This window comes from Anaerosporobacter sp. (genome assembly GCF_031551385.1).
Classification (GTDB): Bacteria; Bacillota; Clostridia; order Lachnospirales; family Lachnospiraceae; genus Anaerosporobacter.
In genome coordinates, this window is the sequence record NZ_JAVBNS010000175.1 from 20,682 (window position 1) to 37,900 (window position 17,219).

The 17,219-nt window shown below is 34.7% G+C and carries 16 protein-coding genes and 1 pseudogene; 5 read left to right on the forward strand and 12 right to left on the reverse strand.

All coding sequences use genetic code 11. The features are described from left to right. Nucleotides 1–5: 5 nt before the first annotated feature. The 3 genes from RMR19_RS14165 to RMR19_RS14175 form a co-directional block, all read right to left on the reverse strand. On the reverse strand, nucleotides 6–365 hold the full coding sequence (locus tag RMR19_RS14165) for a BlaI/MecI/CopY family transcriptional regulator (protein WP_310604148.1): 360 nt from the start codon (nucleotides 363–365) through the stop codon (nucleotides 6–8). A 120-nt stretch (nucleotides 366–485) separates the two neighbouring features. After that, nucleotides 486–1,178, reverse strand: coding sequence for an AlkZ-related protein (locus RMR19_RS14170; RefSeq protein ID WP_310604149.1), 693 nt, complete (start codon nucleotides 1,176–1,178; stop codon nucleotides 486–488). Between the two features lie 138 nt (nucleotides 1,179–1,316). Further along, the gene (locus RMR19_RS14175; protein WP_310604150.1) at nucleotides 1,317–2,165 is read right to left on the reverse strand and encodes a sialate O-acetylesterase; all 849 of its coding nucleotides are present in this window, start codon (nucleotides 2,163–2,165) and stop codon (nucleotides 1,317–1,319) included. A 563-nt stretch (nucleotides 2,166–2,728) separates the two neighbouring features. Here RMR19_RS14175 and RMR19_RS14180 point away from each other — a divergent pair. The 3 genes from RMR19_RS14180 (at nucleotide 2,729) to RMR19_RS14190 (ending at nucleotide 6,291) form a co-directional block, all read left to right on the forward strand. Next, complete coding sequence (locus RMR19_RS14180; RefSeq protein ID WP_310604151.1) at nucleotides 2,729–5,314, forward strand: calcium-translocating P-type ATPase, PMCA-type; 2,586 nt, start codon at nucleotides 2,729–2,731, stop codon at nucleotides 5,312–5,314. Between the two features lie 132 nt (nucleotides 5,315–5,446). After that, complete coding sequence (locus tag RMR19_RS14185; protein WP_310604152.1) at nucleotides 5,447–6,073, forward strand: DUF2975 domain-containing protein; 627 nt, start codon at nucleotides 5,447–5,449, stop codon at nucleotides 6,071–6,073. Continuing rightward, nucleotides 6,070–6,291 (forward strand): helix-turn-helix domain-containing protein, encoded by a 222-nt coding sequence (locus RMR19_RS14190; RefSeq protein ID WP_310604153.1) that lies wholly within the window; start codon nucleotides 6,070–6,072, stop codon nucleotides 6,289–6,291. Before RMR19_RS14185 ends, RMR19_RS14190 begins: the two co-directional genes overlap by 4 nt. A gap of 170 nt (nucleotides 6,292–6,461) precedes the next feature. Here the strand turns inward: RMR19_RS14190 and RMR19_RS14195 are convergent, their stop codons facing one another. The 3 genes from RMR19_RS14195 to RMR19_RS14205 form a co-directional block, all read right to left on the reverse strand. Further along, nucleotides 6,462–6,833, reverse strand: coding sequence for a MarR family winged helix-turn-helix transcriptional regulator (locus tag RMR19_RS14195; protein ID WP_310604154.1), 372 nt, complete (start codon nucleotides 6,831–6,833; stop codon nucleotides 6,462–6,464). 100 nt (nucleotides 6,834–6,933) lie between these two features. Next, nucleotides 6,934–7,590, reverse strand: a complete 657-nt coding sequence (locus RMR19_RS14200) for a methyltransferase domain-containing protein (protein WP_310604155.1) — start codon at nucleotides 7,588–7,590, stop codon at nucleotides 6,934–6,936. An 81-nt stretch (nucleotides 7,591–7,671) separates the two neighbouring features. Continuing rightward, complete coding sequence (locus RMR19_RS14205; protein WP_310604156.1) at nucleotides 7,672–8,454, reverse strand: nucleoside phosphorylase; 783 nt, start codon at nucleotides 8,452–8,454, stop codon at nucleotides 7,672–7,674. Nucleotides 8,455–8,676: 222 nt separating this feature from the next. Here RMR19_RS14205 and RMR19_RS14210 point away from each other — a divergent pair, with 222 nt between their 5' ends. Beyond that, entirely contained in the window at nucleotides 8,677–9,072 is a 396-nt protein-coding gene (locus tag RMR19_RS14210; RefSeq protein ID WP_310604157.1) for a cupin, read from the forward strand. Nucleotides 9,073–9,074: 2 nt separating this feature from the next. On the opposite strand, the gene RMR19_RS14215 is transcribed toward RMR19_RS14210, so the two are convergent. From RMR19_RS14215 to RMR19_RS14235, 5 genes and pseudogenes are all read right to left on the reverse strand, one after another. Further along, a complete protein-coding gene (locus RMR19_RS14215; RefSeq protein ID WP_310604158.1) occupies nucleotides 9,075–9,839 on the reverse strand; it encodes a helix-turn-helix domain-containing protein in 765 nt (254 codons plus the stop codon). Between the two features lie 135 nt (nucleotides 9,840–9,974). Continuing rightward, nucleotides 9,975–11,144 carry a hypothetical protein gene (locus RMR19_RS14220; protein ID WP_310604159.1) on the reverse strand — a complete coding sequence of 390 codons (1,170 nt, stop codon included), beginning with the start codon at nucleotides 11,142–11,144 and terminating at the stop codon, nucleotides 9,975–9,977. 14 nt (nucleotides 11,145–11,158) lie between these two features. Beyond that, nucleotides 11,159–11,626: pseudogene (locus RMR19_RS14225) on the reverse strand (RNA polymerase sigma factor). 243 nt (nucleotides 11,627–11,869) lie between these two features. Beyond that, a complete protein-coding gene (fic, locus tag RMR19_RS14230; protein ID WP_310604160.1) occupies nucleotides 11,870–12,475 on the reverse strand; it encodes a protein adenylyltransferase Fic in 606 nt (201 codons plus the stop codon). A 125-nt stretch (nucleotides 12,476–12,600) separates the two neighbouring features. Next, nucleotides 12,601–15,771, reverse strand: coding sequence for a glycoside hydrolase family 2 TIM barrel-domain containing protein (locus RMR19_RS14235; RefSeq protein WP_310604161.1), 3,171 nt, complete (start codon nucleotides 15,769–15,771; stop codon nucleotides 12,601–12,603). Nucleotides 15,772–15,948: 177 nt separating this feature from the next. On the opposite strand from RMR19_RS14235, the gene RMR19_RS14240 reads away from it, so the two are divergent. Continuing rightward, entirely contained in the window at nucleotides 15,949–16,845 is an 897-nt protein-coding gene (locus RMR19_RS14240) for an AraC family transcriptional regulator (RefSeq protein WP_310604162.1), read from the forward strand. 72 nt (nucleotides 16,846–16,917) lie between these two features. Here the strand turns inward: RMR19_RS14240 and RMR19_RS14245 are convergent. Continuing rightward, a partial coding sequence (locus RMR19_RS14245; RefSeq protein WP_331654743.1) for a hypothetical protein occupies nucleotides 16,918–17,219 on the reverse strand: 302 nt, incomplete at its 5' end.

Consider the following 17,219-nt stretch of genomic DNA (forward strand, 5'->3'; position numbering starts at 1 on the left):
CCACCTCATTCCAAATCTCCAACAATCTGTTTTAGCTTGTCAATTTGCTCTTCAGAAAGTTTCTTCCTACCGAGAAGCGCTGCAAACAGTTTGTTGGCAGATCCATCATATACTTTATCAATGAGTTCATTTGTCTCTGCCTCCTGCACATCCTCCTTCGGAATAAGTGCATGACACATAAAATTAGGCTCGGAACGTTCAATCGCTCCTTTTTTGATACATCGCTTGATAAGGGTATAGGTTGTATTCACATTCCAACCGCATGTCTCCTTCAAGACTTCGGCAATGTGCTTTGCGGTATTGTCCCCCTCTTTCCAAAGTACATCCATTACTTTTAATTCAGAGTCAAAAAGTTTTATATCCATATGCAGTATCTCCTTTCATAAGACTGTAGTAGTTTTATAAATTATATACTACCACCGTCTTATTAGAATGTCAATACTACCGCAGTCTTATTCTTTGATAGAACGATACCACATTTACTTTTATCCTTTTATAAACTTATCAATTTTCTTCATCGTTGCCTCGGAATTCAATCTCAATATCTGCTCTTTGATTTTCGTATATGCTTCGTTAGCATCTATATCCTGCAATGTAACATTACGTGTATTCCAAAAATCTTCAACCGTAGTAAACACGGTACTACTCCAACCGTATCCCTCTCCCTGCTTATTCCTCTTCTGCATTCGTCCACTCATCGTAACAAACATTCGCATCTGTAACTCTATCATCGCACGTTCAAAAGCAGAATTATCTTCCTTCTTAAATCCACCCATTTGCTTTATCTCATGAAGTGCAGTTGCACCATTTTCTGAAATAATCTCATAAACTTGCTTTGCAGTATGGCTGATTGTACCATTTTCATATGTTTCTTCAAAAGTTTCACCTTGTCTTCGTATCGCATAAAAATATGGATACCAATCTTTTGTAATGTATCCGCTTGTACGAAAGAATACCTTAGAATAGGCAATGTCATCACGCTCCTCTAACACACGCATACGCCACTCCCATGGGTCAGTTTCCGCATCGCCAGTGTGCCATTTTATTGGTGAATCAATCAACTCCTGTTCATTCCAACCATACGAAATTAACGCAAATATATCCTTCGCATTACCACCACCCATAGAAAAACCGCAATCTAGCATTGCATTGCAAAAATCAGAAAAATTGTTAATCATTTTGTTGTCACATCCCCCTTATATATTTTATTTATTTAGGTATTTTCTAAACTCAATTAAATATATATCTAAGTTTCACTCATTATACCAAACAGAACACGACAACTATATGTCATGTTTTTAATTATTTTCTTCTACCTATACATTACTTATTTCCATAACCTGTGATTCAAATTCCTCATATGACATCTTTCCTAACGCAAAATCCATGCTCTTCATATATATCTTTTCTGTCTTTGTATATATTCTTTCATGAATATGATTTAACAATTCTTCTTCATTTTCCAACGGACATAATACATGCTGTTTCTTTGAAAATGCTTCAAAATATCGCAAACCAAATTTTCTTTGAGATATCGCATTGATGTGAATGCCATCAGGGTTTGCCGTTAATTCAGAAGCTGTAACAAAGTAGCAATTATCCTGCTCCGAAGCAAATCTATATAATTCTTTATTAATAAGGCTATATTCTATACAGTTCTTCCCGAATCCTACTTTACCTAGATAATCTCCCAATCCACCTATAATCAAAGGAATTTCTGGAACATTCAACTCCTTTCTAAGTGTTTCAATAATCTGTAGTAACTTTTCATAATAAACTTTATGATTACCATTGTAACTGTCACTTTCCCCTTGATGCCACAAGATACCTGTCAATTCACTACTCTGCATTGCCATTTTTGCTTCATTTATTGCATGTTTAAAAAGGATTCCGTCTACAGCCCAATCATCTAATGAGCTTCCACCTTCTGCACATGGAATTAGTCCAATACTATCCTCTTTATTTTCCCTACTCCATGCCTCAGCAAATATTCCAGCAAGGCTTATTCCAGCCACAGGTCGGTCATAATTAATTGGCTCCGTCATCATTTGCCATCTTCCATTACGCAACATCTGTATTCTCTCATTATAGATTGGTGGTACTTCGTGAATAAATCCTCTTCCAGCCATGTTTGACTGGCCTAACATTAAAAATGATTTTACCATTATATCAACCTCGTTTCGTCTTGTTTTCTAATTTTAGACACGCTCTAGAGCGTGTCTAAAATTAAAAAGCTATCCATACTTTTTATCTTTGAATCCTCATAACTAACAACTTCATAATAATTCAATTAATCCTTTTATGTTTGTAATTATGTTATAGATAAACAACCATGTCAACTATAATGTTACCGTTCACAGTAACCACATTTCAATATTTTTGCAAATCGTCAACTGGAATCAATTGACATTTCATTATTCCTATGCTATGATTTTAAAATACTCGTGAGGGAGTAGTTAGCGTAGTACTTGTACTGCGTGTCAAGTCAACATACTGACCACTTATCTGGTCTGGCTTGTCTTAAATAACGAGACTCATGTATAGCTTTATTAGCCATACATAGGTCTTTTTTGTTGTCATTTATTTGATTCTGGACTTTTGTATAGCTTTTATGGCTATATAGAAGTTTTTTTAATTCATAGGATTCTCTTACCACTGAGTACACAGGTACTTCAATGCATCCAAATGAATTAATATCAGTTATTAAAATGAATGGAGGAATCACGAAATGTATGAATTTTTGAAACCGAAGGAAGCCATCGTGAAAGAGTTAAACACGAACAAAGACATAGGGCTGACTTCAAAACAAGTACTTGAAAGTGCCGCCAAACATGGAGAAAACACATTAACACGCTCCAAACCAGAATCACTTTTTAAGCGCATTTGGCACTCCGCAACAGAGCCTATGATTTTGATGCTTATTGCGGCTGGTGTTATCGCATTGGTTGTCAACATTATTCGTGCTGCTACTGGTAGTGAAGCAGACTTTTGGGAATGTGTTGGTATCTTCGTTGCTATTTCTTTGTCAGTTATAATAACTGTAGTGATGGAAGGAAAAAGTGCCAAAGCCTTTGAAGAACTCAATAAAATCAATGAAGATGTTTCAGTCAAAGTACTGCGAAATGGTAATCCCATTATGCTGAACCAAAAGGACATTGTTGTTGGCGACATCTTAATATTAGCTACTGGAGATAAAATTCCTGCTGATGGTAGATTACTTGAAAGTACGGAATTGTCAGTCGATGAGTCTACTTTAACTGGCGAAAGTCTTCCTGCCAAAAAAGACAGTGAATATATCATCTCTGATGAGAAAACTTCCGTTGCAGAACGATTTAATATGCTCTACTCAGGCACTTATATCACGAGTGGTTTCTGTAAAATGGTTGTAACTTCTGTTGGTGACCATACGGAATTTGGTAAGATTGCAAAAGAACTTTCGGCAACCGATAAAACCTCAACACCTCTACAAGAGCGACTTTCACGACTTGGCAAGACAATCACTATCTTTGGTATCATTGCTGCTACTATTGTTTTTATCTCTCAGCTTATCTCCTTTGCTTTGCACGATGGGCTTAGATTTGAAGAAGTAATGGAAGCCTTTGTTACAAGTATCGTATTGATTGTTGCCGCCGTACCAGAAGGACTTCCTACAATTGTCGCAGTATCATTATCAATTAACATCATCAAACTTTCAAAGCAAAATGCCTTAGTTAAAAAGATGATTGCTTCTGAAACAGTTGGTTGTATTAATGTAATCTGCTCTGACAAAACAGGTACTCTGACAGAAAACAAAATGACTGTCATAGGCAACATTTCTGATACTATGATACTTAATAACATCTGCATAAACAGTACAGCTGATATTGGTGAGAATGCTATGTTTATTGGTAACCCTACGGAATGTGCACTTTTAATGGCGGCTGGAAAGGCTAATATTGACTACCGTATGTGCCGTCAAAACACAGAAATCACTCACGTATTTCCATTTTCTTCAGAAGAAAAGGATATGACCACGATTGTTAAAGAAGATGAAACATATATTGCCTATACAAAGGGTAGCCCTGAGAAGATTTTCCGTTCTTGCAATATATCAGAAAAGAAACGCACAGAAATTGAGAAGCATATTACGGAGTATCAGAAAAAAGCCTGTCGTATCATCGCATTTGCCCATAGGATTTATTATGAATGTCCAGAATTTGATGAGGAAGCAATCGAAAGTGAAATGGAGTTTGATGGTTTTGTTGCCATCTCTGATCCATTACGTGCGGATGTCTATGATGCCGTAAATACTTGTCGATTAGCTGGTGTTAGTCTTAAAATCCTCACTGGCGATAATATTGTTACAGCAACTGCTATTGCCAATGAGCTTCATATCTTAGATGATAATCAAATTGCTATAGAAGCCAAAGAGATAGAAGATCTCTCTGACAAGGAACTAACAGAATTATTGCCAAGAATCAGTGTAATTGCCAGAAGTACACCTACCATTAAAATGCGTGTAGTTAATCTGCTGAAAGCAATGGGGAATGTCGTTGCCGTTACAGGTGATGGTATCAATGATGCTCCAGCACTAAAAAAAGCAGATGTCGGAATTGCAATGGGTATCTCAGGAACAGAAGTTTCCAAAGAAGCCAGTGATATCGTATTACTCAATGATTCCTTTTCCACAATTGTAAATGCTGTCCGTTGGGGACGTGGCATATATGAAAATTTCAAGCGTTTTATCAGCTTTCAGTTGACAGTTAATGTTTCTTCCGTAATCGTTGTATTTGTTTCTATTTTACTAGGTCTTAAAGCACCTTTTACTGCATTGCAACTTTTATGGATTAATATTATCATGGATGGGCCACCTGCTCTGACACTCGGACTTGAACCGATTCATGATGACTTGATGAATCAAAAACCGGTTAACCGTAGTGATAATATTTTATCCAAGACAATGCTCACTCGAATTGGAATTACTGGATTATATATTTCCGTTGTCTTTCTATTGCAATATGTCTTTAACTTTTTGGATGCAACAGATGCTCAGATGCCGACTGTACTATTCACATTGTTTGCTCTGTTTCAGTTATTCAACTCATTTAACTGTCGTGAACTACATACAGAAAGCATTTTTAAAAATATATTAAAAAACAAACTGATGCTACTAGTCATCTCAATTACTTTTATATTGCAGATTTTAATTATACAGTTTGCTGGTGCATTCTTTGGTACAATTCCATTGCCTCTTGCTATGTGGATGAAGCTATTTTGGATATCTGTTAGTGTAATAATCTTGTCTGAACTTATAAAATTACTGAAAAGATACTAAAAAAGGAAAGCATAAGTCAGTAGAATAGACATTAACAATGCATTGCCCATATTTTACTCATTTAACGATAAGCATTAAATAATTATTGACTTATGTGAACTATCATGCTACCCTTGACTTGAGGTGATGAACATGAAAAAAATACATAAACTTATTAATGAGCCCTTTGCAAGGTCTGCTGCACTATTTATGAAGTGTATCTGTTATCTTGCGATGTTGTTTTTTGTTGTAGGTTTGATCTTGAGCTTTATGGGGCGTCAAACTTTTATCCTACGTACAAGTACAGGATTCTATGAGAATGCTATTTACTCTGAAGAGGATCACAATTGGACTTCTCGTGGTCCTACGATAAGCATGAAAGATGAAATTCGAGTTTTTGCCTATGATGGCGAAAAAATCGACTTACTAACACAGATTGGACTTTCCACCATGTATGCTGTCAATATGATACCTTTGATTCTTTGTTTTTGGTTTTTAAGTCGTGTGTTCAATAATATAAGTAACGGCCAGATATTCACGGAGCAAAACGCTTCCTATCTGCTATATTATGGACTACTTCAAATGGCTGTGGCTGTATTCGTTCCATTTATAAAAGTATTTATCTGCTATCTTACGAATCAGTTTACCAACAGTACAATTTCTATTTCCACAGGACAAAATTTATTAAATGACTTAATCCCCAATATTGTCTTTCTTGTTGCCGCTTATATTATACACTATGGAGTTCATTTACAAGACGAGGTGGACCATACCTTATGATTATTATTCGATTGGATCGAGTCTTAGCGGATAGAAAAATGCGATTGAACGATTTGGCGGCAGAGGTCGGAATATCCAATGTGAATCTATCCTATCTAAAAACAGGAAAAGTAAAAGCTATTCGCTTTTCCACATTAGACGCTATTTGTAAAGCTTTAAAATGTCAACCTGGCGATATTCTTGAGTATGTCGAAGGGGAAGATGAGAACGATGAGTAGGTTACCATATAAAACAGATAGAAAAATAGCTGTTTGCTTTCTCTTCTTTTCCTTCTCCCAGTGTTTTCGCAACCAAAGCACTACCACCAGTAACAATCATTATTGTGTTATTTTCCAATTATAGTTGAAAGAATCCGTGGGCACATGGTCTCCTTTATATTTATTTTCTTTCAACTTTTCTCTTTTAATAATTTCTCAAACGACGCTCTTAGTAACGATATGTTTTTTTGATAAAGAAAAAGACACTGCTCTCTTTCTTCATTACTAAATCCAACAAAAGATTGACGCTCTGCATGGATAATAAGATTAACAGACTTATCGCAAAACTTCTTCCCCTCCTCAGTAAGTTCAATTATTTTACGATTACGCGAATTTGGTACAGGAACAAGAACCACATATCCAGATTTTACGAGATTTGCAATGGCTGAATTAATGGTCTGTTTTGAGTAAAACCACTCATTGCATAAATCGTTTTGTGAATATGATTTTTCTGATTCACAAATTCGTATATAATATCCAAAACGCCGCATCTGAAAGTCCAAAATGTGTTCTCCTTTACTAAAGACAAGAATCCGATTTCAGACTATTTTTTAGTATAGTCCGAAATCGGATTCTTGTTAAGTTTATTATTTTTCTCGCTCCTTACTTTTTACATAAGCAATGTAATACAACTCCATCTTCTGGCTTATATATTTCGCCTTCTTCGCAAAGTATAACTGAAAACCCAGCATTTTTAGCATAGTCAGAAAGTTCCTCTGGCAAAAATGTTTCCCAATAAATCTCTGCGTTCGCATATGGATAAAATTTTCTTCCATTAATGTATTGCATATAGTGTTCTTGTAAATACCTAGCATCATGCCCTGAAAAACTTAATATACCATCTTTTTTAAGTACGCGTTTACATTCTTTTAGAAATTCCTGTTTATAATTATCACCCTGCAGTAATCCAAATGTCTGTGACCAAATAATAATAACTTGAAAGGATTCATCATCAAATGGCAGCGAATGTCCATCATATACTTGAAATGAAATGCTATAACCATTTTGAGCGGATGACTTTGTAACTTGATTAATAACTTCTTCCGAAATATCAATTCCAACAACAGAAAAATTCATATCTGAAAGTGCAAATGCTTCTCTTCCCTTTCCACACCCAATATCAAGAATGCTTGCTTTTTCAGGAAATACTTTTATAACTTCCTGCTCCCAAATTTTAATTTTATTATTTGCCTTATTCCAATCAAACATTTCATCTACATTTTTCTTATCTTCATACCACTCTTGTATGACTTTCTCCATAAATCCACCTCTCAATCTAAGGTTTTTTCTTTCTAATAATATGATAATACAAAGTTCAAATGCTCATGCGTTTTAGGATTGCTACACATTGCTCTCTACATCCATAATAGCTACTGCCAATTCCATAGCAAGTGTAGCAATCTTATCCTTCTCCAACGGATTCGTTTCATTTGATAGACTTCTTGCATCCCACTCTTCTGCATCCAAATTATCAGCAGCATAGAAAAAGTGAAAGATCTCTTTCTCCCTAAACTGTGCAAGCGCCGCAACTGCCGAACATTCCATATCCACACAGATACATCCCTGTTCTTTTCTCATGTTAACCTTATCACGTGTCTCTCTATAAACGGCATCTGTTGTCCATACTTTTCCTGTATGATATTTGCACCCATGTTTGTCTAAAATATCTGTAAATAAATCTATGTACTTTGGATTTACAGCTATTTCATCTGAAGAAGGTGCATAATGAAAACTTGTTCCCTCGTCTCTCATTGCTCTATCTGGGATTATTACAGAGCATTCACTTATTGATGCATCTAGTACACCGCAAGTACCAAAAAGAATTAATTTTTCAGTACCCATTGCAAAAAGCTCCTCAATTGCTCCAACACAAGCAGGCGCACCAACACTTGACATAAACAATGCAACTTCAATTCCACGATAATTTGCTTTATAGACAGGATTTTCCATATTAGCAGTATAAATCGAAGTGATTTGAACTGCGCCTAATTCGTTTAACAGCCTATCAAATGTAAATCTAGCAAAACAAGATACTGCAATCTTAGGAAATCCCTCGACTGGCTTAATTATGTCAAATGCATTTAATACCGCTGATTGATTCTTATCAAATTCTTCAAGTATCATAAAAAGTCCCTCCATTAAATCGTTCTATTTACTTCCATAAAATAACTATTCTCATTATATCATAGTAACAATACTATTTCTATTCCATTTGCAACAATCTCCCAACTAAAGTAATGATGCCATATTTATATAAACCGCAATTTTATACAATCGCATTAATAATACATTTTGTAAACTAAATCTAAGCTCAACAGCTAATATATAACATTAGGAGATATTATCATGGAATTCAAAAATCTTTTTGAGAAATTTAACAATGATGGCAAACTACTTTTACCAAACAATAGCATTCATTTTTCAGACATACCGTGGTCCAAACACGCTACCTTTGACGGAGTTGAACTAAAGCATCTTATAACTGCCAAACAATCAGGTGGGCAATTCAGTTATCACCTTGTAAGAATTGCTCCGAATATGAAAATCGGAAATCACACACATATGGAACAACTTGAGACACATGAAGTTATTGCCGGAAGTGGTATCTGTATCAATGATAATACTGAATTAAACTATGAAGCAGGAGTTATTTCCATACTCCCCAAAGCTATTCCACACGAAGTTAAAGCAGGTATGGAAGGCTTATACTTATTCGCCAAATTCATACCTGCTTTGCTTTAATTCTATTTGTATTCAGTTATGCAACAAGACATCTTATACTTAGATGGTGTTAGTCTCACTATTTTTTCAAATTGCTTAATGAAGTGGCTTTGATCACAGAATCCTGTGTCCAACGCCACTTCTGTTATTTTTTCTGTTTGCTGAAGTAATTTTTGCGCTTTACGGATACGGTTTTGTATTTGAAATTGATGAGGGGTTAAACCTATTTCCTGTTTAAAATTACGGATAAAATGATATTTACTTACAAATGCTACTTGTGCCATTTCGTCAATACTAATCTTTTTCTCTGGGAATCGTTCTAGTTGTTCTCGTACATCATTAACAGAAGTAGCCCTAGATTTCAATCCTTTATCTTTAATTTTGTCTTTCATTGCTTGTATTTCATTTAATTTATCTACTATCTTCTCTTGATACACTTTATCAAGATTTTCAATAAGAGTCAGCATTTTCATAATATTTGTTTTCAGATATTGAAATTCTACACTTTCTATTGTTTGCTTACGGATACAGATACATAGCATGGAGTATTCCTTGACTGCCTGTATACTATGCGGAACATAGGGATGAATGACAAATGTATCACCTTCTTGATATTGCATTGTGTTATCATTCATTGCAATATCGATAGCTCCCTCTATTAGCAAACCTATCGTATATACAGAAACATGGTTATGCATTGGATATGATAGTGTAGAATGATTACAGATAACCAGCTCTATACCTTTTGTTTCATTCAAGAGATAGTTTATGCTTTTAGAAATTTTCATAACAGTGACCATGCCTTTCTGAATATTATAATTTTACTGACTTATTTCTTTTTCAATTAAGAGGTCTATTCTTAGACAGACCTCTTAATTATAACATATCTAAACCATCGACTGTCAATACTCCCCATAAGAATTTTATTCTAATTCCACTTGGTGTCGAGTAATTCCCAATGCCTTTGCTTTTTCTACATCAGATGAATTGTCAAAGAGTGCGTATTCATCTGTACACATAATTTGTACAATTCGTTCCTTTGAACAACTATATAGTAAAAAGTAACCACTCCCGTCCTTCATCTCAAATGAATATTTTACAGTTCCATGTGATAAATATTCATTTGATTCTGTTTTATACTCTAAATAAACGTTTTTTATATTTTCAGTGTTTGAAATCTTTTCACCAAAAAATTCCTTTATTTCAGGATATTGATTTATATAAAATTCTTCGTTTACTGATATACCGTCCGCATGATAATCCGAACCACACGAAATTAAAAATAGTTTACCATCTTCGGCATCAAATTCTACCGAATATTGCATTTCGTCGGAAGAAAAAGAAACACCATAATACGTTTTTGTTCGATCAAAATTCTCACTGATTTCTATTCCATAAGAAATGTTTGATACATCTTCTCCAAAGATATCATTTACATACTTTGTTGCAATAGAAACAGCTTCCTTCTGCGTTATTGCAGCTTTTTCTAATAACGTACTTGATATATTTTTTGTTTCTTCCTCCAACTTGCTTTTTTCAGTTTGATTACTTATTTGAACACTATAATCTCTCTTATAATAAAAATCAATTAATTCTAATATCTCTTCATCTGTCAAATCACGATTTGGTAAATAAAAGGTACTGGTTGAAGAATGAAAACATAACGTATTCTCATCTATTTCCTCTAAATCGGAAATTTCCATTACACTTGAATTCGGAAACCTTCCTTCAGAATTATACTCGTTAGCCAAGATATTTTTTCGTTCTTGCTCTTGTTCCGATAACTCTCGATTAAAATTATCTGCGTTTACTTCTGCACTTTGTACATCTTCATTATATTTCTTAATTTCTTCATTATCCATATCCTGCATTCTTTGGCTAACATAATTAGATGCCGCATATACACCACCTGCACTTAGAATCAGGCAAAAAGCGCTTGCTACAATCACTCGTCTTAAAATAAAATGTTTTTTATCTGTTCTTTCACCAAGATGATTTACTATATTATTTATTTTTTGCTCATACCCGATTGGCAAATCAGGCTGAGATTCATGAAGCATTTTCTTTATTTTTTCATCGTTAAGATTGCTCATATAATTTTCCTCCTTTATATCATTGCTTTTAGTTTCGTTCTTGCTCTCATTAAGCGTGTTCTTACAGTGGCCTCAGGGATAGTCAGTATTTTGGCAATCTCCTTCGTAGAAAAATCTTCAAAGTAATATAAAATAATGATTACTCTTAATTTTTTATCTAGTTGCATGACCTGTTCCCAAAAGGCACTCTTTTCTTTTATACTGTACTGCTATTTTATTGGTATATTCCCCTCGGTTAATACTTCCTTGTTTCTTTGCCTTAGCATAGAATTCGATGTATTTACCACGATTTTCATAATCCAAGACTTAAATTTACTTTCATCTCTAAGACTCGCCTTATGTTCAAATGCCTTTAAAATAGAACTACCTACGGCATCTTGTGCATCTGCTTGATTTCTTAAAATAGAAAGCGCCAGATAGTACATATCGGATTGATACATTTTTACCAACTCAGCAAACTCCTCATTTTCAAGTTCTCTCATATGTTTTCATTTTTTCCTCCATTTCGTTCTATCATTGTCATATAAATTTGTTACATAAATAAGACTACTTTATGAGCTATTATGTTCCCGTAAAAAATATTTTTTTCACTTTTTTTATACTTCCTATTCCACACGAAGTTAAAGCAGGTATGAAAGGCTTATACTTATTCGCCAAATTCATACCTGCTTTAACTTCAATTTTATTGATTTATAAATTTGTTACTAAAAACTTTCCATTGTGCCTTATAATTCTTCTGTTTTATAAACAGTATATCCTTCATAATAGTAACTATGATCGATACCTTTCATATAAATTTTTCTATCATCAACCTTGTCTGTCAATGCCTTTTTTAAAAGGTATTTAATCTCAATATCCTTTATCGGACTCCGCTCCATAGCTAACAGATAATCTTCCTTATCAACTTTGCTCCAATCAATTATCTGATTTAATTCTTTTCTTAATATAAGGTCTAGCCAGATTCTTGTACTTCGTCCATTTCCTTCTCTAAACGGATGAACAACATTTATCTCCACGTATTTTTCAATAATTTCATCGTATGTAGACTGTGGCATTTTCTCAACATTTTCTATTGCTGCCTGTAAATACATAACTGGTGCAAATCTAAAATTTCCTTTTGACATATTAACGACTCTAACTTTTCCAGCAAATTCATAGATATCAGCAAAAAGATAGCTATGAATCTCTGCAAGAGCCTCAAAGGTTCCAGCCTTTAATTTATATAAATATCCACTCTCAAATAACTCAACTGCTTTCTTTTTACTAATTCTTTCTTCCGCTCTAGCCAATTCAACTGAATCTGTAATACCTAGTTTGTTCTCAAGTGCCATATTTATGTTCCTTCCTAGATTAGATTATTAAAATATACACATCAATCACGACTGCCATACTTTATCATATCTTAATTTCAACTGCATTTCAATAACATTTATTCTTCCATCACTTTACCTACACCTTATTCAAACTCCATCAAAAACTCAAACAAATACGTCTGTGCCTTCACCTTACAATCCTCTGCCACATAAGAACTCCAGCCCATATCACTTCCGATACCACTGTGAGCCACATCAATATGAAGATAACTTTCCTCTTTTCGAATCAATTCATGCTCATGCTTTGCTTTCTTATAATCAGAAATACTATTGTGGTGGATATCAAAATGAAATGTACTCTTAGAAGAGATCTTAATTATTTTCCCACTCTCATTCCCAAGCGTAATCCAACGAGTATCCTCATGCCCTCCATTTTCAGAAGGAGGCATAAATGCGAAATGCTCGTTCTCAACATTGTTTTGATAAACGCCCAATGCTGCGGCATGTTTTCTATCGCAATAGTTTTCAATTGGCCCACGTCCATAGTATTCCAGATTCTCATAGCCACTTGGAATAATAATTTCCACACCAGCCCTTGGTAAATCTGGTAAGGAGGAATCCATGTCAAAACTTGTAATCACTCGTATGCCGCCATTTGCTTTTATCATATATAATATTCGAACCGTAATACCATAACAACTTTCTGCAAAAACAACTGAGCGTACTGTCTCGACAACGACTTCTTTTCCCATTGGATTTACTGCTATGCTCTCCAGTTTACTTTTCGTTCCCTCTGTATCAAATATATTCCAAAGCGGATACCTTCCCCCCCCTTCACAAGAATCAATTCCTGTAAATGGTCTGGTAAAGCATTCTTTTGGGCCTTCCTTAATATATTCTTCTCCATCTTTACATACCGATTTAATAATACCACTTGATTTGTCAAAACATATGGAAACAGTATTATTTTTAATAACAATAGCATCACTCTGGTCAATAATATTCATGCCTTTTTCATTTTCACTATTTCCATTCTTATCCCTGTTATTACATTCCGCCAGATAAACTCCACCACTTAACTTAAATTGAAAACATGCCAATTCAAAATCTGCCTCTGCAAAAGATGTTTCATCAAGATAGCGAATAGAAAAATCAACATAATATTCTGCATTCGGTTTTTTCGTTATATCAGGCTCAAAACATACCCTAGTTTCTTCTCCTGCTTTTAGATAAGGTAGTTCATAGATTCCTGTGTCTATCACAACCCCATTTTCTTTAATAGCATAAACTACTTTATAATTACTTGTATCTAAAAACATATTTCTGTTTTTAATAACAAAATGTCCATAACTAGGGTCTATTATCCAAGCATTATCGAATTTCTCTTCTTCAAAAACAATTGGGCAATAAAAATGTTTTACCTCATATGCGGCTGGTTTCCATGTTAAATCAGGCAGCAAGATTCCATTGTTCGTCATAAAACCAGGGAAGAATTCATCAACAAAACTGTCTTCAAAGTCTCCGCCATAGGCAAAGTATTCTTCTCCTGTCTCCGTTTTATTTATCAAAGCTTTATCTGTCCAATCCCATATATAACCGCCTTGAAATTGCTTATAATTTTCAACCAGTTCATAGAATTTATCCATACCACCACCAGCATTGCAAATCTGGTACAGATACTCTACTAATACGACAGGGCGATTATCACTTGCATCTGTCAGCATATTTAGTATCTTTTTCTGCGTTGCATACATATTTCCTCTGACATCGGAGATGTTCTTTGCTGGTTCTCCTGCTTCATATTGGCACAAACGTTTCGGGTCATATTCTCTCACCCAGCCTGCCATTGCCGCATGATTTGCACCAACACCACTCTCATTTCCTAACGACCAAGAATAAATGGATGGGTAATTCTTATACGTCAGCACCATGCGAATTGCTCTTTCCAAGAAGTTCGTGCCCCAGATTGGATTGTGTGTTAATCCTCCAGCTAAACCATGCGTTTCTATATTGCATTCACATACAAGCAGGATTCCCCATTCATCACAAAGCTCGTACCAACTTGGGTCATCTGGGTAATGACACGTTCTTACGGAATTGATATTTAGCTTTTTCATTGCCTTAATTTCTTCTATCATGTGGGAAATTGTTACCGCTCTTCCGTGATGCGCCTCATGTTCATGTCGGTTCACGCCTCTTACGATTAATCTTTGACCATTTAACAGGATAATTCCTTGTTCAATCTTTATCTCTCGAAAGCCTACTTTACAACTTTCAAAATCCACTTCTTCTCCTGTTGGTGAAAGCAATGTTATTACTACAATATAAAGATTCGGTTCTTCTGAGCTCCAAAACTTTATATTCTCAACATCGAAAACAATTCTTGCCGTATTTGCAGTTGGTTTTTCATAACTTCTATACTCTGCATAAGGATTTATCTGTGAAGTCTGGCTTTTCAGTAACATTCCTTCCTTATCATACAAATCTAATTTTACGCTATAATTGGCATAGCCATCGAATCGATTACAGCTTACATCAGCATGAATTGTACCTGATGAATGAACAAGGTCAGGGGTTGCATCTATCTTCCAATCCATAATTCGTTGTTTTGGTTTTGCATAAAGATATACCGAACGAAATATCCCTGAAAGATACCAATAATCTTGGTCTTCAAGATAAGTACCTTGTGAAAATCTCATTACCTTTAATGAAACCGTATTCACTCCTTCCTTCACATATGGAGTTATATTGAATTCACTTGGTAGCTTACTATCCTCAGAATAGCCCACTTCTATTCCATTTATCCAAAGATAATAGACACTTTCTACTCCTTTAAAATGTATATATATCTCTCTGCCAAGTTGCTCACTTTCTATAGTAAATTCTCTATAGTAGCAACCTGTTGGATTTTCATTTGGTATATACGGAGCGTTTGGTGCTGTTCTTTCATCATTAAATGGACGAATACTATGCTTTTCTTTGCTGTCTAAACTCCATGGATAGCACATATTTGTGTAAATCGGAACCCCATATCCTTGTAACTCCCAGTTCCCAGGAACAGTAATCTCATTCCAATCAGAATGATTATACTCCTCTTTCCAAAATTGTTCTGCTGCCTCACTTGATGGATACAATTTAAACTTCCATTTTCCATCTAAACACTGAACCCATTTTGAGCTTTCTTTATCACAAGTTTTCGCCTGCTCTGCACTCTCATAAGCTCCCCACGGCGAATGGGAAGTTTCACGGTTAATTGATGTTATATTTATCATGTTTGCGTTTGTTACATTTTTGAAAAATCGACTGTTTTCCATAGAACCTCCTTAAATTAAACTCACACCAAATAGCATTTCGGTTGAATTACTTCGCTATCGTCTTTCCGATTTTAAACTCCAACATCATTATACCTCTCACTATCATCAATTAACATTTGCATTATTGCTTAAAATAATATAAGATATTGCTATTCAAGAAATAGGAGAGATTACTATATGAATCACATATCCAATGACATAAATCCTTGCAATTTTAAACAAAGTTCCTTCTACACTCCATCAGAAATCATTGATAAATCCATGCAAAACAGCATACTAAGCAAACTTCTGCTTGTATGGTCAGGTGTATACATAAAAGCGCATGGTCATTTTGTAAACAACAGAATTACAGAGGACTATATTTTGATATATTGCGTTTCAGGTAAAGGTTGGTTAACATTAGATTCTAGGACTTGGCAGATAAAAGCTGGTGATATTTTTGTCTGTCCACCTAATATGCCTCATAGCTATGGAGCTGACAGTGAAGAACCTTGGACAAAATATTGGGCACATTTTCGTGGTGAAACAGCGGAAGATTATATCCAGTTACTTAAATTCACAACAGCCTCTCCTGTTCAAAATATCGGAAATAATATTAAACTAATCTCTTGGTTTGAAGATATTTTTGAGATACTAAAAACAGGTTACTCACAAAGTAATCTACTACTTTCCTCTTCTTATTTATCAAATATATTGGCGTATCTTAATACAATTTCTATCAATAATACATTTATTAATAAGAATGATATTATTGACGTTGAAAATGTTATTACCTATATGCTTGATAATCTTGATAAGTCCTTAACACTTGATGATTTATCTGATTTTGCTAACATTACAAAGTATCATTTCACTAGAATATTCAAAGAAAAAACAGGCTATCCACCCGTAGAGTACTACACTAGGTTGAAAATACAAAAAGCGTGTGAACTCCTTGAATTGTCAGATTTGAAGATATCTCAAATCAGTTTTTCATTAGGGTTTCAAACGCCTTACTACTTCTCTACCGTTTTTAAAAAGATTATTGGAAAATCGCCGAAACAGTATCGTGCTGGTGCATCTGGGTATCAATAATGCAAACTCAACTAAAAAGGTGCAAAGTCTAAATAATTCAATAGACTTTACACCTTCATTTATGATTATTTGCTATGCCGTATGCACTTGTTTATCTTCCTTGTGCTTATCTAAGATGCCATGCACTCTTTCAACTTCATCGAGAATTGCATTACTATCACGATGAATTTGTCTTAACTGTGATTTCATGTCCGTATTGTCTAATTTCAAATCTTCGGTATCTTGTTTTACACCTGTGACATCTTGCTTTAACACTGTGACGTCTTCTTTTAATTCTGTGACATCTTGCTTTAACACTGTCACGTCTTCTTTTAATTCTGTGACATCTTGCTTTAACACTGTGACGTCTTCTTTTAATTCTGCGACATCTTGCT